Source organism: Bradyrhizobium sp. CAR08 (genome assembly GCF_052871955.1).
This window is the reverse complement of sequence record NZ_JBIXJX010000001.1, coordinates 661,118-679,078: the sequence shown is the minus strand read 5'-3', so window position 1 is coordinate 679,078 and position 17,961 is coordinate 661,118. Positions and strand designations below refer to the sequence as shown.

Annotated in this window: 18 protein-coding genes; 6 read left to right on the top strand and 12 right to left on the bottom strand. The window is 64.0% G+C overall.

The features are described 5' to 3' along the window. Positions 1 to 1,105: 1,105 nt before the first annotated feature. Positions 1,106 to 1,495: a hypothetical protein gene (locus tag ACIPUD_RS03130; RefSeq protein WP_446480089.1), complete on the bottom strand. Its 390-nt coding sequence runs from the start codon at positions 1,493 to 1,495 to the stop codon at positions 1,106 to 1,108. 286 nt (positions 1,496 to 1,781) lie between these two features. Between ACIPUD_RS03130 and ACIPUD_RS03125 the strand changes: the two genes are divergently transcribed. Then, positions 1,782 to 2,039: a DUF2798 domain-containing protein gene (locus ACIPUD_RS03125; RefSeq protein ID WP_446480088.1), complete on the top strand. Its 258-nt coding sequence runs from the start codon at positions 1,782 to 1,784 to the stop codon at positions 2,037 to 2,039. A gap of 50 nt (positions 2,040 to 2,089) precedes the next feature. On the opposite strand, the gene ACIPUD_RS03120 is transcribed toward ACIPUD_RS03125, so the two are convergent. The 3 genes from ACIPUD_RS03120 to ACIPUD_RS03110 form a co-directional block, all read right to left on the bottom strand. After that, positions 2,090 to 3,877 carry a chloride channel protein gene (locus tag ACIPUD_RS03120; RefSeq protein WP_377791694.1) on the bottom strand — a complete coding sequence of 596 codons (1,788 nt, stop codon included), beginning with the start codon at positions 3,875 to 3,877 and terminating at the stop codon, positions 2,090 to 2,092. A gap of 12 nt (positions 3,878 to 3,889) precedes the next feature. Further along, positions 3,890 to 4,543, bottom strand: a complete 654-nt coding sequence (locus ACIPUD_RS03115) for a class II aldolase/adducin family protein (RefSeq protein WP_247475178.1) — start codon at positions 4,541 to 4,543, stop codon at positions 3,890 to 3,892. Between the two features lie 158 nt (positions 4,544 to 4,701). Then, positions 4,702 to 5,328 carry a MarC family protein gene (locus ACIPUD_RS03110; RefSeq protein WP_446480087.1) on the bottom strand — a complete coding sequence of 209 codons (627 nt, stop codon included), beginning with the start codon at positions 5,326 to 5,328 and terminating at the stop codon, positions 4,702 to 4,704. A gap of 89 nt (positions 5,329 to 5,417) precedes the next feature. On the opposite strand from ACIPUD_RS03110, the gene ACIPUD_RS03105 reads away from it, so the two are divergent. The 5 genes from ACIPUD_RS03105 (at position 5,418) to ACIPUD_RS03085 (ending at position 9,404) form a co-directional block, all read left to right on the top strand. Then, positions 5,418 to 5,624 carry a hypothetical protein gene (locus tag ACIPUD_RS03105; RefSeq protein ID WP_007601434.1) on the top strand — a complete coding sequence of 69 codons (207 nt, stop codon included), beginning with the start codon at positions 5,418 to 5,420 and terminating at the stop codon, positions 5,622 to 5,624. Between the two features lie 100 nt (positions 5,625 to 5,724). Further along, positions 5,725 to 6,291 carry a YciE/YciF ferroxidase family protein gene (locus ACIPUD_RS03100; RefSeq protein ID WP_085384836.1) on the top strand — a complete coding sequence of 189 codons (567 nt, stop codon included), beginning with the start codon at positions 5,725 to 5,727 and terminating at the stop codon, positions 6,289 to 6,291. A 154-nt stretch (positions 6,292 to 6,445) separates the two neighbouring features. Then, a complete protein-coding gene (locus ACIPUD_RS03095; RefSeq protein WP_007601432.1) occupies positions 6,446 to 6,829 on the top strand; it encodes an Hsp20/alpha crystallin family protein in 384 nt (127 codons plus the stop codon). Between the two features lie 8 nt (positions 6,830 to 6,837). Continuing rightward, a complete protein-coding gene (gene lon, locus ACIPUD_RS03090) occupies positions 6,838 to 9,243 on the top strand; it encodes an endopeptidase La (RefSeq protein ID WP_247295098.1) in 2,406 nt (801 codons plus the stop codon). A 5-nt stretch (positions 9,244 to 9,248) separates the two neighbouring features. Then, positions 9,249 to 9,404 (top strand): hypothetical protein, encoded by a 156-nt coding sequence (locus tag ACIPUD_RS03085; protein ID WP_247295101.1) that lies wholly within the window; start codon positions 9,249 to 9,251, stop codon positions 9,402 to 9,404. Positions 9,405 to 9,474: 70 nt separating this feature from the next. Here the strand turns inward: ACIPUD_RS03085 and ACIPUD_RS03080 are convergent, their stop codons facing one another. The 8 genes from ACIPUD_RS03080 to ACIPUD_RS03045 all read right to left on the bottom strand — a co-directional run bounded on the left by ACIPUD_RS03080 (position 9,475) and on the right by ACIPUD_RS03045 (position 17,825). Further along, the gene (locus tag ACIPUD_RS03080) at positions 9,475 to 9,777 is read right to left on the bottom strand and encodes an HU family DNA-binding protein (RefSeq protein WP_007601427.1); all 303 of its coding nucleotides are present in this window, start codon (positions 9,775 to 9,777) and stop codon (positions 9,475 to 9,477) included. Between the two features lie 356 nt (positions 9,778 to 10,133). Next, positions 10,134 to 11,366: an acetyl-CoA C-acetyltransferase gene (locus tag ACIPUD_RS03075; RefSeq protein WP_446480086.1), complete on the bottom strand. Its 1,233-nt coding sequence runs from the start codon at positions 11,364 to 11,366 to the stop codon at positions 10,134 to 10,136. A gap of 147 nt (positions 11,367 to 11,513) precedes the next feature. Continuing rightward, positions 11,514 to 12,977, bottom strand: coding sequence for a GH1 family beta-glucosidase (locus ACIPUD_RS03070; protein ID WP_446480085.1), 1,464 nt, complete (start codon positions 12,975 to 12,977; stop codon positions 11,514 to 11,516). Between the two features lie 863 nt (positions 12,978 to 13,840). After that, the gene (locus ACIPUD_RS03065) at positions 13,841 to 14,248 is read right to left on the bottom strand and encodes a hypothetical protein (RefSeq protein ID WP_018460275.1); all 408 of its coding nucleotides are present in this window, start codon (positions 14,246 to 14,248) and stop codon (positions 13,841 to 13,843) included. A 60-nt stretch (positions 14,249 to 14,308) separates the two neighbouring features. Then, positions 14,309 to 14,476: a hypothetical protein gene (locus ACIPUD_RS03060; RefSeq protein ID WP_162847266.1), complete on the bottom strand. Its 168-nt coding sequence runs from the start codon at positions 14,474 to 14,476 to the stop codon at positions 14,309 to 14,311. Between the two features lie 168 nt (positions 14,477 to 14,644). Then, on the bottom strand, positions 14,645 to 14,878 hold the full coding sequence (locus ACIPUD_RS03055; RefSeq protein WP_018460276.1) for a hypothetical protein: 234 nt from the start codon (positions 14,876 to 14,878) through the stop codon (positions 14,645 to 14,647). Continuing rightward, positions 14,875 to 15,174: a hypothetical protein gene (locus tag ACIPUD_RS03050; RefSeq protein ID WP_085384859.1), complete on the bottom strand. Its 300-nt coding sequence runs from the start codon at positions 15,172 to 15,174 to the stop codon at positions 14,875 to 14,877. Before ACIPUD_RS03050 ends, ACIPUD_RS03055 begins: the two co-directional genes overlap by 4 nt. 131 nt (positions 15,175 to 15,305) lie before the next feature. After that, the gene (locus tag ACIPUD_RS03045; protein WP_018460278.1) at positions 15,306 to 17,825 is read right to left on the bottom strand and encodes a TonB-dependent receptor; all 2,520 of its coding nucleotides are present in this window, start codon (positions 17,823 to 17,825) and stop codon (positions 15,306 to 15,308) included. Positions 17,826 to 17,961: the final 136 nt, after the last annotated feature.

Genomic DNA, 17,961 nt, shown 5'->3' with positions numbered 1-17,961 from the left:
TCGTGTGGTCGCATGACGATTGCGATTACTCGATCTGCGAAGGCCGGGACGCTCGGTTTTCTACGGGGGAGGCTTCCCCGGATAGCGAACGAGCCGCACGGTTGAGCGACTTGGGCAGGGGCGCCGCCGGCTGCTCATCGGCTACCTTACTTTCCGACGGGTTGGCTGCCGCTGGTCTTCTTTGAAGCGCAGCGCCGACTAACCCGACGAACACGAGCAAAGCGCCGCCGATCATAAGCCAGTGTGGGAATTCCATGTTTACTTCCCCAGCTCTGCAATCCATCCAGCGGCAGCCGATTGCAGTACTTGACCAGGATCAACGTTCGGCCACCAACTGGGACCGGGCGAGCCGCGGGCGACGGGCCACGCCGTCAGGCGTCAGTGTCGGGCCACAGGAAGACCGCAGGGAGGCCCCCACAGCGCGCTGCCAGCGCAGGGGCAAGCCCGGCCATCGCATCCAGCAGGGCCGCGCCGCGACCCGCCGGCCGACCGGGCGCAGTCCAGCCGGGTCACACCTCGCGCGGGCGCAGCCCCAACTCTCGCTTGACACGGCAGCTGTGAAACTAGGGCCTAATAGGGCCCGGCGATTTCGGGCTGGACGCAGCACCGGGCATCGATCCTGATAAGCCCTTCATTGGTCGACATTTTTTAGTTTTCCTCGACTGCCCGAAATGACTGGACGCCAGGACCACACGGTTTTGCCGTACGCACGGCTCGCCATTTTGCCGCAGTTTTCCCAGCCCTGTCGACGGAGCCGGAAACTTACAGACGAGACGAAGCCTAGCAGCGCCGCTCGTCGGAACGCAGCCTTGGGCTCACGGAGAGCAATCCGCCCTGCCCTTGGCCTCTCGCACCCGAACGCTGCCGCGTCCACCGCAAGCCCGGCTCGCGAACATGACGACCACAAGATCGCCCCTCAAGGATGAGCCGGGATGGGCGACACATACGCCGTTTCCGAATTTCGGTAAAGCGGAATATTTTTTCTGGAGGGGATTGACGCGCCCGCGACACAGGTCGCGCAATGAGACGCCTCGCGCAGAAGCAACAAGGGGCGGTGCAAAACACCGCCCCTTGGCGAGAACGAGACTGCGGCGAGGACAGGCGCCTAATACGGCTGATAATAGCCACGCGGACCATAGTAGGGACCGCCGCCGTAATATCCCTGGCCGCCGTAGTAAGGACCGGGACCGTAATTATAGCGGTCCTCGTAGTACTCCTGGCGCCTGCTCTCTGCGATCGCGCCGCCGATCAGACCTGCCGCCACGCCCATGAAAGCGAGGCCTGCAGCGTTCGGACCTCGCCGATAATAGCGGTGGCGGCGAGCCGCGCTGAAATCGGTGGCAGTCGGAGCGACCGAGCCCGCGGCAGCGGCTTTGGTGGGCGCGGGCGAGTTGGCAGCCGAAGGGGTGATCGGGGCCGTCATCAGAACAAGACTTGCGAAAGCTGCCAGCCCAACGTTGCGGCCGGCTGCAGAAATCATCGGTCCCTTATTCATCTTGACCTTCCTGTTCTCGCTCAAAGCGACATAATCAAACACCACTTAACGGGCAAACCATTGAAATGGTTTCGTGATCGCGGCAATCTGCCACGCGTTGAACGATTGTAAATCGAACGTCCAGATCCAGCTTGAACCATCCAACATGAGCGGATAATGAACAGGCGCACCGTTTTTCGGTCGCCGTAAGCGTTTTACGTGAACCAACGCATCAACCGACGCCGTCGGGATCGATGCCGTTCTTGGGTTCACCGTGACTGACGCGTCTTATTCCAAGAGAAACCGGATGATTGCGGTTCGTAAACTGCCGGCGCGCTATGCGTCGATCGTGATGCCATTTGTGCTGTCCATCCTCATGACGGCCGTGGTGTCGGTCATTTCCACCCTTCGAAGCCTCGGCGCAACGCCGGCGTTCCTCGCGACCTGGCCGGGCGCCTGGTTGCTGTCATGGCTCGTCGCCTTTCCGACGCTGCTGATGGTGCTGCCACTGGTCCGCCGGATCGTGGCTAGCGTCGTCGCTGCTCCCTTGCAGCCAGGCCGATAGCAGGCGCGGACGGCGGCGCATGACGCACGCCGTCCCGCTTCCGCGTGACCTTACGACAGCGCGCCGAGTACGCCGCGCGTCGCCTTGTCGATCTCCTCGACATAGCGGCGGCGGGCGAAGGTCTCGGTGAGGAAGCCAACCACCTTGCGGCTGTCGGTGGAATCGACCACCGCCAGCATCTCGGCCTCCGCCTCGTCGAACACCGCCATCGCCGACTTCACGTTCATTTCCGGGATCAGCACGATCTCGGTCAGGCGCGCGAGCTCGATCACCTGGATTTCGTCGGCGATGGTGTCGAGGTCGCCCGAGAACAGGTCGGGCAGCAGGACAAGGCCGACATATTCGTCCGCATTGTTGACGATGACGATCCCGGGCCGCGAGCCCAGCGCGAATTCGCGGCGGACCGCGGCGATCGTCGTCGTCGACGGCACCTTGCCAACATCTGAGCGCATCAGCCGCTCGACGGTGAGGTTGCGCAGCCAGCCGACGTCGTTGGCGCTGCGGATGGTCTCGCCGCGCAGATGCAGGCGCCAGGTCGAGAAGGAGTGCCCGAACATGAAGCGGACGCAGATCGAGGTGACGATGCAGCCGGCGAGCACCACGGCGGTAACGTCGACGTTGCGGGTCATCTCGAGCACGAGGAACGACATGGTCAAGGGACCGCCGACGATGGCGACGCCCAGCGTCGCCATGCCCGTCAGCATCGCGACCAGCGGATCGATCACGAAGTTCGGGCTGATCAAGAGCAGCACCGCGGAGAAGAACTTTCCGATCAGGCTGCCCACGAACAGCGAGGCAAAGAACAGGCCGCCGCGGAAACCGGAGGCGAGCGAGATCAGGCAGGCCGTCACCTTCAAGGCGATGATCAGCGCGATCAGGCCGATCGTCATGTCGTGAAAGAGATCGAGCACCATTGCGCCGTGGCCGGCCGCCAGCACCTGCGGCGTGACGATCGCAAAACTGCCGACGATGAGGCCGCCGATCACCGGGCGCAACCAGACCGGCAGCCATTTGAACAGGCGCTCGAACATCGAGGACGAGCGCATCACGGCGATGCCGACACCGCTGGTGACGAGCGCGAGACCGATCAGCGCCAGATATTGCTCGACGCCGACGGCGCTGACCTTGGGTATTTCGAGCGAGTATGGCGCGCCGCCGAGCCATTGCGCGGTCAGGGCGCCCGCGAGCGAGGCGGCGAGGATCGGCGCCGCGCTGCCGACCGAGTAGACGCCGACGATCAGCTCGCAGGCGTAGAAGGCGCCCGTGATCGGTGCACCGAAGGCCGCCGCGATCGCCGCAGCGGCACCGCAGCCGACGATCAGGCGCAGATCGTTGCGGCGCAGATTGAAGAACTTGCCGAGCAACGAGGCGATACCCGAGCCGATCTGGGTATAGCCGGCCTCGAGGCCGACGGAGGCGCCGCAGCCGTTCGAGATCAGCGTCTGGCTGGACACCACCACGCTGTCGCGCATCGACAGATTGCCGCCGCGCAGTGCGTTCGCCTCGATCGGATCGACCGCGCTGGAGAGCTTGAGCCGTCGCCGCCACCACTCCATGATCCCAAGCACCAACCCGCCCAGCGCGGGCGCGATCAGCGCGGCCCACGGACTGACGCTGGTATTGGCGGACAGGCGGACGTCGATGGGAATGCCGTAGATCACCATATGGGCAATCTGCGCAATCTCGGCCATCAGCGTCACGATGGCGCCGGCGAGCGTGCCGATCACCAGCGCCAGCGGGATCAGATAGAATTCGTTGCTGCGCAGCAGCGCCCGCAGCCGAACCATGATGCGGTTCGTCCCCTTGCGGTCGGCGAGATGTCTGATCCGCAGGAACACGTTCTGTCCGCCCTACTCTTCCGACATGCCGTAACCGGACATGCGCTGGCGGACCCGCTCGATCTCGGCGCTCGACAGCAGCGGCGGCTCTCCGATCTGGAGACAGCCGTGATATTGCCGCGCCAGCGTCTCGACCTCGACGGCGAGCCACATCGCCTTGTCCAGCGACTTGCCGATTGCGATCATGCCGTGATGGTCGAGCAGGCAGGCAAGCCGCCCCTCCAGCGCCCGCACGGCATGTTCGGACAGCTCCGCCGTTCCGAAGGTGGCATAGGGCGCGCAGCGGATGCTGTCGCCGCCGGCGGCTGCAATCATGTAGTGCACGGGCGGGATCTCCAGGCCCATGATCGCCAGGATGGTGCAATAGGTCGGATGGGCGTGGACGACGGCGTCGACGTCTGGCCGGGCCTTCAGGATGTCGAGGTGGAAGCGCCACTCGCTGGACGGCTTCTGATCGGGCGCGTGCGATCCGTCCATCGTCATGAACACGATCTGGTCCGGCGTCATGGCGTCGTAGGGCACGCTGGTCGGGGTGACCAGAAGCCCGTCCACATGCCGGACGCTGATATTGCCCGAGGTGCCCTGGTTGATGCCGAGCGCATTCATGCGGCGGCAGGCGCCGATGATGGCCTGTCTCTTGTCGAGCTCGTCCGCTGTCATCGACATCTCGATTTCCTGACGATGGGCGCCTGTCAGACGGGGAGTACGTCAAGCAATATGGCAGCGCAAGAGAAAGCGGACCGGATCGCGCGCGATCCCGCTAACCGCCTCATGGCATCATGGAATAAACATGAAAATCAACGCATTAACAGATTGTCGCAGCTCTACGGCAAGCTCGCCCGGACAGCAGCGAAGCCGTTGATCACGAACTGCACCGAATAGGCCGCGAGCAGCATGCCGAGCACGCGCGAGAGGACGGCGTTGCCGGTGCGCCCGAGGGTCCGCGCGATCATGTTCGCGGAGACAAAGCAGAGCATGCAGAGCAGGCACACGGCGAGCACGACCGCGATGATGATCGGGAGCCTCGGCCCGTAGCCGGCATCGCCGGTCAGGAGCAGCGTGGTGGCGATCGCGCCGGGACCGGCCATCATCGGGATCGCCAGCGGGAATACCGCGACGTCGGAGGCATGCTCCGACGTTGCCTTGTCGGCCTCGCGGGCCTCGCGATGCGGACGGTCGCCGAAGATCATCTGGTAGGACACGCCGAACAGCAGCAGCCCGCCGGCGATCTGGAAGGCGGGGATGCCGATCCCGAGCTGGCGCAGCAGCCAGTTTCCGATCAGGGCGATCACCACCAGGATCGACGCCGCAATCAGCGGCGCGCGTAGCGCGATGGTGCGTTTGGTCTTGTCGGGCATGCCTCCGGTCGCGGCGAGGAAGGCCGGCGCAAGGCCCACCGGATCGACCACGAGCAGCAGTGTCACGAACGCGGACAGGGTGAAGTCGATCATGTCTCGGTGGGCTCCCTGGACGCAGGAACGATGGCTGGCGGACTGACTTAGCCCGATAGAACCGCTTTGAAAATCACCGGAGATGCACAATGAGTGACAGTGGAATTGGAATGTTGCTGGGTCACCTTTCGGGCAACCTGCTCTGGCTCTGGTTCATCGGTGCCTTCGTGCTCGGTGCGGTCCTCGTCTACGGCGTGGCGAAGGCGGGGCGCCTGCGGCGCCGCGAGCGCGCGCAGCTCGACCGCAACACCGAGGCGCGGCAGCGGCAGGAAGATCCCTACAAGCGCCCGACCTGAGCGCAGGCTGCAGTTTGGAACTTTCGTTCTCCGAAAGCTTTTGATCGCCTGAGGATTGCGGAAGGCGATGCCTTCGCGCGTCACCTCAAGAGGAGGATGTATGGCAAAACGAGCAAAGAAGCGCACAAGCAAGAAATCGTCGACGGGCCGCGCCCGTCAGGCGCCGAAGATGTTGAGCGACCTATTCCTGGAGACGCTCAAGGACATCTATTTCGCCGAGAACAAGATCATCAAGACCCTGCCCAAGATGGCCAAGGCTGCCAACTCGAAGGAGCTCGCGGCGGCTTTCAACAAGCATCTGCGCGAGACCCAGGGCCAGGTCAAACGTCTGGACCAGATCTTTAAGATGCTGGGCAAGCCGGCCCGCGGCAAGCCTTGCGAAGCGATCAACGGCATCACCGACGAAGGTGCCGAGATCATGAAGGAGTTCAAGAACGCGCCTGCGCTCGACGCCGGCCTGCTCGCAGCCGCGCAGGCGGTCGAGCACTACGAAATCTCCCGCTACGGCACGCTGCGCACCTGGGCCGAGGAGCTCGGCATGCAGGACGCGGCAAAGCTGCTGCAGGCGACGCTGGACGAGGAAGAGGCGACCGATCACGCCCTGACCGAGCTCGCCACCTCCGTGATCAACCTCGAGGCGGAAGAGGAATACCGCCAGGCGGCCTGAGGCACACATAGGGTGACGACGGAACGCCGCGGCCCGGAAGGCCGCGGCGCTTGTTTTCGGATCGCACGATCCGCATGGCACCTGCGCGCAGCCGGGCTGGAATTCTCGGGAACCGGCCCCATATTCAGCGTTCCTCACCCGCCGAGCCCGCATCATGCAACCCAAAAATCCCCTCGACTGGATGCTGTCCGAAGCCTTGGACTCGCTGACCCGCGCCGAACGGCTGCGCCAGCAGTTCGGCCGGCAGGAAGCCTGCTGGGAGCCGCCGATCGACGTGCTCGAAACCGAGCATGAGCTCCTGATCCTGGTCGCGCTTCCCGGCGTCAATCCCGACAATGTCGAGACTGTCATCCATGACGGCGTGCTCGTCATCTCCGGCCAGCGCACCCTTCCGCCAGAGCTTCGCAACGCCCGCATCCACCGGCTCGAACTGCCGCAGGGGCGTTTTGAGCGCCGCATTGCATTGCCCGTTGGCCGTTACGCCATCAGCCGCTTCGTGATGGACGGCTGCGTCGCGCTGCGCCTCGCCAAATCCTGAGGTCGATCATGGCCACCGAACCAATGAATACCGCACCGACCAATCCCCAGAGCAATTCCGACGTGAAGATTCCCGAAGACGCGCTGATCATCATTCCCGTGCGCGAAATGGTGCTGTTCCCCGGCGCCATCGCGCCGATCGCGATCGCACGGCCGAAGTCGGTCGCCGCCGCGCAACAGGCGCTGCGCGAGCAGCGACCGGTCGGCATCGTCCTGCAACGCAGCCCCGAGACCGAGGAGCCCGGACCGGACGACCTCTATCGGGTCGCGACCATCGCCAACATCGTGCGCTACATCACCGCGCCCGACGGCACCCATCACATCGTCTGCCAGGGCGTGCAGCGCGCGCGCATCCTCGACTTCCTGCCGGGGACGCCGTTCCCGGCCGCGCGGATCCAGCAGATTCCGGAGCCGACCACCAGCACGCCCGAGATCGAGGCCCGCGGGCTGAACCTGCAGCGCCAGGCCATCGAGGCGATCGAGCTGCTGCCGCAGGCGCCGCCCGAACTGGTCGCGATGTTCCAGGGCACCACGGCGCCCGGCGCGCTGGCGGACCTGGCGACCTCGTTCATGGACATCAAGCCGCAGGACAAGCAGGAGGTGCTGGAGACCATCGACCTCGCTCTGCGTGTCGAGAAGGTGTCGAAGCATCTGGCCGAACGGCTGGAGGTGCTGCGCATCAGCAACGAGATCGGCCAGCAGACCCGCGCCAGCTTCGACGAGCGGCAGCGCGAAGCGATCCTGCGCGAGCAGATGGCGACCATTCAGCGCCAGCTCGGCGAAGGCGACGGCAAGGCGGCCGAGGTGGCCGAGCTGACGGCTGCCATCGCCAAGGCCAACATGCCGCCCGAGGCCGATGCACATGCGAAGAAGGAGCTGCGCCGCTACGAGCGCATGCCGGAGGCCGCCGGCGAGGCCGGCATGGTCCGCACTTACCTGGACTGGCTGATCGAGCTGCCGTGGGCACTGCCCGCGGAGAAGCCGATCGACATCAAGGAAGCGCGCCGCATCCTCGACGCCGATCACTTTGGCCTGGAGAAGATCAAGAGCCGGATCATCGAATATCTGGCGGTGCGCAAGCTGGCGCCGCAGGGCAAGGCGCCGATCCTGTGCTTCATCGGACCGCCCGGCGTCGGCAAGACCTCGCTCGGCCAGTCCATCGCACGCGCGATGGACCGTCCCTTCGTGCGCGTCAGCCTCGGCGGCGTGCATGACGAGGCCGAGATCCGCGGCCACCGGCGCACCTATATCGGCGCGCTGCCCGGCAACATCATCCAGGGCATCAAGAAGGCCGGCGCCCGGAACTGCGTCATGATGCTGGACGAGATCGACAAGATGGGCCGCGGCGTGCAGGGCGATCCTTCCGCCGCGATGCTGGAGGTGCTCGACCCCGAGCAGAACGGGACGTTCCGGGACAATTACCTGGGCGTGCCCTTCGACCTGTCGCGCGTGGTGTTCATCGCGACCGCCAATATGCTGGACCAGATCCCGGGTCCGTTGCTGGACCGCATGGAGCTGATCAGCCTCGCCGGCTACACCGAGGATGAGAAGCTGGAGATCGCGCGGCGCTATCTGGTGCGGCGGCAGCTCGAGGCCAACGGCTTGACGCCGGAGCAAGCCGAGATCGAGCCGGAGGCGCTGAAGCTGGTGGTCAAGGGCTACACCCGCGAAGCCGGCGTGCGTAACCTGGAGCGGGAGATCGGAAAGCTGTTCCGCCATGCTGCCGTGCAGGTCGCCGAGGGCACGGCTGCCAAGATCGTCGTGACGCCAAAGGACATCGGCACTGTGCTCGGCCAGCCGCGCTTCGAAGGCGAGATCGCGCAGCGCACCAGCATTCCAGGCGTGGCCACTGGCCTGGCCTGGACGCCGGTCGGCGGCGACATCCTGTTCATCGAGGCCTCGCGGGTATCAGGCCGCGGGGGCATGATCCTGACCGGCCAGCTCGGCGAGGTCATGCGCGAGAGCGTGCAGGCTGCGATGACGCTGGTGAAGAGCAAGGCCACGCAGCTCGGCATCGATCCGCAGCTGTTCGAAAAGAGCGACATCCACGTTCACGTGCCGGCAGGCGCGACCCCGAAGGACGGACCGAGCGCGGGCGTTGCGATGTTCACGGCGCTGACGTCCCTGCTCACCAATCGCACGGTGCGCAGCGACACCGCCATGACCGGCGAGATCTCGCTGCGCGGCCTGGTGCTGCCGGTCGGTGGCATCAAGGAGAAGGTGGTGGCAGCCGCGGCCGCGGGCCTGAAGCGGGTGATGCTGCCGGCGCGCAACAAGCGGGATTACGACGATATCCCGCAGAGCGCGCGGGACAACCTCGAATTCATCTGGCTGGAGCGCGTCGACGAAGCCATCGCCGCGGCGCTCGAGCCGGCCGAGGCCAAAATCGAGGCCAAGGTCGAAGCGGCGGAGTGAATGCGATGAAGAAACTGCTGGAAAAAGCGAAGCAATCGCGAAAGACGCAGCGGTTGCGCCAGTTGCTCGATCGCGCCATCGACGGGGTTCGCGATGCGCTGGCGGCATCCGGACCGCGGCTTCAGCCGATCCCGGTCCGCGCGAAGCGCCGCAAGGGTTGAGCCCTCCGTCTCAAGTCCTCGCGACAGCCCCGAACAAAAGGCCCCCTCGCTCGAGGGGGCCTTTGCGTTGTTAGCCCACGGCGTCCTTGGCGGCCTTGACCGGGCGGGCGCGGACGATCTTCCGGGCCGGCTTGGCCTTGAACATCATCTCTTCGCCCGTGAACGGGTTGGTGCCCTTGCGCGCCTTGGTGGCGGGCTTCTTGATGACCACGAACTTGGCGAAGCCCGGCACCAGGAACAGGCCGTTCTTCTTGAGCTCCTTGTGACCGACGTCGGTCAGCGTCTCCATGACGCTCTTGACGTCACGCTTGGAAAGCTCGGTGGTGGTCGCGATCTTTTCGATCAGCTGCGATTTCGACATTTGGGTGGCCATCGTGTCTCCTCTGATTCGTTGACGGCTGCATATTAGACCAACCGGTGAAGGCCTATAGCCTTCTGCACAGTTTTGTCGGGGTTTTACGGGCTTTTTGGCCCTCTGTGGCAAAAAACCCTGCTTTTTAGCCACTTCCGGAGCGGGAGAAGCCTCAGGCAGCGGATTTTACCTTGTTTCAAAGGCCCGCACGCAGCCTTGCTAAAGCTGATTCGATGCTTTCGACAAGCGATGACCGGCCTCTTTGTCGGAGTCCGGTCGCGATTCACCCTGGAAAATAAGCCTAGATCGTCGTGATGTGGCGATCGCGGGTACTTTCTCTCCCTTATTTCCAGGGAGCGCGACGAGCTTCGCTCGCGCTAGATACGTTCGATGATGACGGCCGGGGCCATGCCACCGGCCGCGCACATGGTGACGAGACCGCGCTTCAAGTCGCGCCGTTCAAGCTCGTCGAGCAGGGTGCCGATCAGGATCGAGCCGGTGGCGCCGATGGGATGGCCGAGCGCGATCGAGCCGCCGTTGACGTTGACCTTGGCGCGGTCGAGCTTGAGGTCGCGGATGTATTTTTCCGCAACCACGGCAAAGGCCTCGTTGATCTCGAACAGGTCGATGTCGTCGATGGTCAGCCCCGCCTTCGCCAGCACCTTGTGCGTCGCCGGTACCGGCGCGTTCAGCATCAGCGTCGGCGAGTCCCCCATATTCGCCATCGCGACGACGCGGGCGCGCGGCTTCAGGCCGTGCGCCCTGGCGTAGGCGGGCGAAGCCAGAAGGATCGCGGCGGCGCCGTCGACGACGCCGGACGAATTGCCGGCGTGGTGCATGAAGTCGATCTCGAGGTCGGGGTACTTCTGCAGAATCAGGCCGCGATAGGTCGTGCCCTTGTCGTCGAGCGCATGGTCGGCGACCGCGGGGAATGCGGGCTTCAACGCGCTCAGCCCTTCCATCGTGGTCTGCGGCCGCGGATATTCTTCATGGTCGAGCGCGAGGCTGCCGTCCTCGCGATGCACCGGCACGAGGCTCTTCTTGAAGTGGCCGTTCGTGATCGCATGCGCGGCACGCTTCTGACTTTCGAGGCCAAGCGCGTCGACGTCCCTTCGCGTGATGTTTTCAAGCGTCGCGATCGCGTCGGCGCAGACGCCCTGATGCGACTGCGGATGCCGCGCACGCAGGCGCAGATTGCCGTTGTCCATCATCATCGGGCCGCCCCCGCGGCGTCCTTCCATCGACATCATCTCGCAGCCGCCGGCGACGACGAGATCCTCCGTGCCCGACATGATCGAGCTTGCGGCCATGTTGACGGCGGTGATGCCGGAGCCGCAGAAGCGGTCGAGCGTCACGGCACTGGCGCATACGTCGTAGCCGGCGTCCAGCGCCGACATGCGGCCGAGATCGCCGCCTTGCGTTGCGACCTGCGCGCTGCAGCCCCAGATGATGTCGTCGACGTCGGCGGTGTCGATGCCGGTGCGCGTCGCGAGCGCGCGCAGCACGGTTGCTCCCAGCTGCTGCGGATGAATGCCCGAGAGCGCCCCCTTGCCGGCCTTGCCGACGCCGCGCGGGGTCCGGCAGGCATCGATGATGAGTGCGTCGGTCATTGGCGTTATCCTCTTGTTGAATGGTTGGAGGCGTTTTGAATCAGCGGGCGAAGGGAGTCAATGCGCGCTGGCGGAACCGTCTCACCCCGCCCTCTCAACGCGAGCCAAGCTCGTCGCCCTTCCGCAGAGCGGGGCGAGGGAGAGCGATCACACCCCCGCCGCGTTCTTCGCGATCACGTTGCGATAGAAGCTGGCGCTGAGTTTCGGCGTGCGCACCTGGGTGTCGAAATTGACGTGGTAAAGCCCAAAGCGCTTGTTGAGCCCGAACACCCATTCAAAATTGTCCATCAGGCTCCAGAGGAAGTAGCCGCGCACCGGCACGCCTTCGGCGGTGGCGCGCTGGAGCTGGGCCAGGTAGTTGCGCAAATACATGATGCGGTCGGTGTCGTAGATCTTGCCGTCGGGCGTCACGACGTCGTCGCCGGAGGTGCCGTTCTCGCTGATATAAATCGCGTCCGTTTTCCAGATCTTTGCCGCCAGCTTGGGTACCCAATAGATCGTCTCGGGGCCGACGCGCAGCCAGTCCGAATTCATGTGCGGGAAGGATTTCGGGATCGGCAGCGGCATGAAGCCCGCGCCCTGGTCGGAGGCCACCACATAGTTCTGCGGCGCGTAGATGTTGAGGCCGAGGAAATCGACCGGCGAGGAGATGATCTTCAGCTCCGCATCCGTGTATTTCGGCGCGTCGCGCCCGGCGAATTTCAGGAAGGCGTCGGTGTACTGGCCCGTCATGATGACGTTGAGATAGCCGGCGTTCATTTCGCGCAGCGCGATCTCTGCGGCGCGGACGTTCTCCGGCGTGTCGATCGCGGGGGCACAGGCATCGATGTTCTCCGCCGGCCCCACCCTGGTGCCACGGCGGCCATGGGCGCGTACCGCCTGCACCGCAAGCCCGTGCGCGAGCGCGCTGTTGTGCCTGATCTGGTTGACCTCGGCTTGTGGCAGCGTCACGCCGGGCGCGTCGATGCCGATGCCGTAGCCGAAATAGACGAAGCGACCGCTCTCGTTCAGTGTGAATACGTTCTTGACGCGATCGGTCAGGTGCTCGGCGACATAGGCCGCGTAATCACCGAAGATCTTGCAGGTCTCCGTCGACCGCCAGCCGCCAAACCGGTCCTGGAGCGATTGCGGCAGGTCCCAATGATAGAGCGTCAGCCACGGCTCGATGCCGTTCTTGAGGAGTTCGTCGACCAGGCGGTTGTAGAAATCGAGTCCCTTCGGGTTGGGCTTGCCGTCGCCGTCCGGAAACAGCCGCGGCCAGGCCACCGAGAAGCGATAGGCCTTGCAGCCGAGCTCCCTGATGAGCGCGATGTCCTCCTTGTAGCGGTGATAGTGCTCGTTGGCGCGGTCGCCGGTCGAGCCATCCTCGATCTTGCCGGGGATGCGGACGAACTTGTCCCAGATCGAGGCCCCTCGCCCGTCCTCGTTGACCGCGCCCTCGACCTGATAGGACGAGGTCGCCGTGCCCCAGACGAAGCCCGCGGGGAAACCGTCCACGTTTCGCGGCGGCGATGCGGGCTTGGCGTCCGCGACGTCGAGAGGATTGGCGATTCCGGCTGCGGACAATCCCGCCAGCGTGGCGAACTGGCGACGCGAGACCTTGTCCGACATTGATCGTGCTCCGGGGTGATGCTCTTTCGGTGGCACCATGGCGAATCGCGGGTCGTTTGAGAAGCGGGCGAGCCGAGGGCCGAGGATGCAGGATTGCGGAATGCGACAAAGTTGTCCGAAAGGGGCTAGGGCGATCGTCGGCAGAGCTACCCCAAAGCCGAAATACCAGCCCCACCGTCATTCGAATTCCAGCCCAATCCGGCAAGGAAGTTGTCAGTTCCCTCGATACGAGGGCCCGTAGGCTCACAGAATGCCATATACCGCTCGGAAATTACGACCAAACTTCGCAAATATGGCGTATGCTGCAGCCATCGCCGCTCCGCTCTGGGCGATTGTCTGTCTGCACCGGTCAAGCAAGAGAACGACTGACTTATGACGCGGTTTGACCGCATCAGACTGTGGTAACCTCTTCCGCTTGACCAAGCGCCTGTCCTGCCAGGGATACAATGACTGACCCGCGTCAGAGCCACCGTGAATTCGAGGTAGATATATGTCGTATGCCTACAAGCTGAATGAAGACGTTCGCCACCAGCCCCAAGGCCCACAAGGACGTGCCGCAACTGAGCCACCGATGATTTACACCATCGTCCAGCATATGCCCATCGAGTCCGATGGACGTCTCCGATACCGCATCAAGTGCAAGTCGGAGAAAATCGAGCGAGTCGTCACGGAAGATCAGCTTTCGTATTCACAGTGATCGCTTGATGACGGCGGGAATCCAGCGCGGATGAATTGGCTCGGTGTTGCCATGACCAACGACGGGACCGTTCTCGTTGCTTGGCGAGCCTGGATTGCGGAATGTCTGCCTGGGTCGGGAGCAGACATGAGGTCCTTCCGCCGCGGTGGCGCGCGGGCTTCCGCGATCAGCGCGAGCGCTTCGGCAACTTTGGCAGCTTGTCGGGATTGAACGGCGGCATCTGCCCGGTTCGTTCAGGTGCGGGCGCCTGCTGTTCCGTCAGAATCAGCGTACCCTGGAGGATCATTCCCGGCGCTTGCGCTGCCGTCGCCGTGTAGGTCGCCACCTTGCCCGGGCAGTTTCCCTCGATGTCCAGCGTGAGCTCATCGTCGACGCCGAACACGGTTGCGCGTCCGTCGGTATGGCGCTTCGTCGACACGGTGGCGGTGAAGCGATCGCCGTCGACCTTGCAAGAGCCGTGATAGGTCATCAGGCTGTCGCAGCCCCAGATCTGTCCGTCTGCGATATGGACGATCCCGGTCCCCTGATCGAGCGGCGTCTTGTACCAGGCGGCGTAGGTGCCGTCCTTCAACATGGGAGCAGTCTCCCCTGGTATTTCCTCGCGCATATCGACACGATCAGCGCTAACAAAGCGTTAATCGCGCGGCCCGAGCCAATCCGGGCTATTCCTGCGCAGCTCGGCCTCCAGGTCTTCAATGATGCTGTGAAGCAGACAGGCGGCAAGTGGATCGGTCACTTCGCGCTCCAAATGCCGGTACCGCGCGATCTGGAATTCCTGCTCTCTCAACTGGTGCTCTGTCATCGGACGGGCCCTCCGACGAACCGACGCAGAGACAGCCGAACAGTTTCGTTACAATTTTAGGATCATTCGCTATGGTTTCCGATCGGTAAAAACAACGCGACGCCAAGCTTCGCCGGCGGGCGGGATATCGGAGATGTCAAAAGGTCGATACGCTGACACGCACCGCTGTCACGGCACGTCGCCGCCGCTGCGACTTCCACCGATGCTGTGCGGCTTATTGAGGAAGAACTCCCGGTTACCGAGAGCCGCCTCCGCGTACTGATCAATCGCAACCTGGATGGCCTCGATGTGCATGCGGCACCAACCCTCGAGGCAGGACAGGCGCCGCGCATGATGAAGCGCCTTCAGAAATTCCGGCGGCTCCTGCATGTCGGAGAAGTAGGTCGGCCTCTCCCCCTTCATGCTCGTGCCATCTTTCGCGGCGGAACAAGGCTGCGCTTCTCAACCCCGACGCGCGATGGCATCGGCCGACGGCGGGGAACGAACAGGCTGGCGACGACGATCGGGTCGGTGTCTCCGAGCGCGGCCCGCTCCTGAACGAGCCCGCTCATTACCGTGCGCATCTTCATGACTTCGCCTGCGACGAAGCTGCAGTCCTCGTCCCTGTTGATCTGCTCATGCATGATCGCCTCGGCCTCACGCATGCTGACGCGTAACGCCCTGATGATCCTGCGGATTTCGTTGATGCGGTTGTCCATGGCTCGCTCCCTTGGCTGGACGAGCAGCATAAGAACAAAACATGAACAATGAGTCAATCGGCTTGAGGTAGAGCAGAGCCGGCGTGACACGCCATGCCGGGCGGCGCCAACCCGGGCTTACCGAGCCAAGATCAGAACGTCACCCGCATCCCCGCATAGAACGCACGCGGCCTTGCCGGACTGAGCGAGCGCGGGTCGGTGAACTCGGCACCGCCATTGGTGAAGTTGGGCACGGCTTCGCGGTCGAAGAACTGTCCGTAGGTCGCGTAGCGCCTGTCGAAGATATTGTCGATCTTGCCGTAGAGCTGGACGTTCTTGGTCACCTGGTAGGACGTGTGCAAGTTGAACACGGTGTAGGACGGCAGCTTCGTATATTGGTTGGACTCGTCGCCGACCAGATATTGGCTGGAGACGAACAGCGCGTTGCCGCCAACCTTCCACACGTCGGTGACGGCATAGTCGATGCCGACCTTGACGCGATGGCGCGGGATCGCGGGGAGCTGGTTGCCGGGTAGCACCTGAATGGTCTCGGTGACAGTATCCCTGAACGGGCTTTCGGAACCGAGCGCGAAAGCGTCGAGATAGCGTGCGTCGACGAAAGCGTAGCTCGCCTGAAACTGAAGCGTGGGCGACTTGATGTTGACCTCAGCTTCGAGCCCCTGACGCCTGGTACGGCCGACGTTGGAGAAATAGCCGAAGCCGGTGCGGCCGACTGCGGGAACGGCGACGATGTCGTCGTAATTGGTGGCGCGGAAGCCGCCGATTTTCCAGCCGAGCGTGCCGATGTTCAGCTCCCTGCTGCCGCGCAGGCCCGCTTCCACGGTCTTGGACACGACCTGCTTCAATGGCGGATCGGAGACGAGAAACGCGGCAATCAGACAGGGACGGGCTGGATCCGAGCAGCCGAGCTCGAGCGGCGTCGGAACGCGGTTGGCCTCGGAATAGCCGGCGTAGGCCGTCAGCTCCGGCGTGATCTTGTAGGTGCCGCCGATTACCGGATTGAAGCGGGTGAAGGTGTGATCGCCGTTGAGATCGGTCCCGAGCTGATCCTCCAGCGTGATGCGCGCGACGTTGAACCGGCCGCCGCCGGTGACGGCGAAGGCGTCCGTGATATTGAACGTGTCCATTGCGTAGAGGCCGTTATATTGATTGACGGTCCGCAGCGAGACAGGGCCGGCAACGGTATCAGGTACGCCAGTCGGCCCCAGGAAGAGGCCGCCGCCGCTGACGACGTAGCTTTCTCCGATCGTGCCGATTTCGGCGGTGGCGTTATAGCGCGTGACACTGGCGTCATAGGTCGCGCCCATCACGAAGCGGTTGTCGTGGCCGAACAGCTGGTCGGTGTTGGTGGCCTGCCCCGACACGCCGAAGGTGGTCGAACGTATCGAGCTCCGGTCGATCTCGCCGAGGATGGTCCCGGACGCGAAAGGATTGGCAAGCGGCAGGCCGTTCACGCCGTTTGCCGGTGTGGCGCCGTCGCCGAAGCAAAGAAGCCCAGCGAGCCCCGGGTCAGTGCATTCCTGCGCGTCGGTCGGATTGCCGTCGACGAGCTTCTGCTCGTACCTGCGCACATGCGCGGTGCCTTCGAGTGTCCAGGTCGGCGTCGCATCGACCTTGCCCGTCAGGTTGAGATAGCCGACGCGGTTGGAAGTGGTCTGCGGGGTCGTGTAGGTCGCGCCCCAATATTTGTCGAGCAGCTCGGCGGGAACGGTGGCGTTGGCGCCGAAATCGTTCTTGGCGACGCCCATGTTGGCGTGGAATTCGCTGTCGCCCGCCTTGTAACCGACGTCGCCGTAGAAGCGCCGCACGTCCGATTGGGAGAAATTGCGGAAGCCGTTGTCGTGCAGGCCTTCGAGCGCGGCATAGACGCCGTAGTTCTTGTCGACCGTCTTGCCCCATTGCGCCGAGCCCTGAATGCGGCCGAACGAGCCGCCCATGAGATCAAGCTCCGCGCCCTGATAGGTAAAACCGTCCTTCATTTGCAAATTGATCGCGCCGCCCAGCGCGTTGAGGCCGAAGGCGGGATTGTTGGTCACGAGCGTCACCGACCGGATCGCCGCGGTCGGGATCAGGTCCCAGTTGACGGCGTCGGAGAAGGCCTCGTTGATGCGAACCCCGTTCTGATACACAGCGAGGCCTTGCGGCGTGCCCGTCACCGGCGAGGCAACGAAGCCGCGGAATTCGACATCCGGCTGAAATGGATTGCCGGTAACCTCGCTGATGTTGACGCCGGCGATGTTGTCGCGAAGCGCGTCGGTGATGTTCAGCGAGCCGGTGCGCTTGATCTGGCTGGCGTCGACGGCGTTGATCGCCGAGGGGACCTTGTCGACGTCAAGACCTCTGCCGGTACCCGGCGCGGTCGGATAGACGTAGAGGCGCGTCTTGGGGCTGGCGGATGACGGCGCTCCGATGTGCGCGACCGGACGCGATGACGCGGTGCGCCGCGCCGTTGACCGCGGCGGCGCCGTCACCTCGACCGGCGGCAGGTTCTGGACGTTGGTTTCCTCGTCCTGCGCGGCCCCCGCGGGGATCGCGAAGACGGAGAGCAGCCCGGTCGAAACCAAGGCGATCAACAAACGACGATTGAACCCAAGAGGCTTGAACCCAATAGGCTTGAACCGAAAACGCTTGAACCAAACACGATCGCCCATCCCAGCCTTCCCATCCGTGACCACCGACTGTTTTGATCTTCCCCCGGTTGGTCGAGACGAGTGTAATCGGCAGGAATGCGTGCGCCAGCCACAAAAGGTCGGGCCGTATCGCACCAATTTTCCCGACCAAATCGGG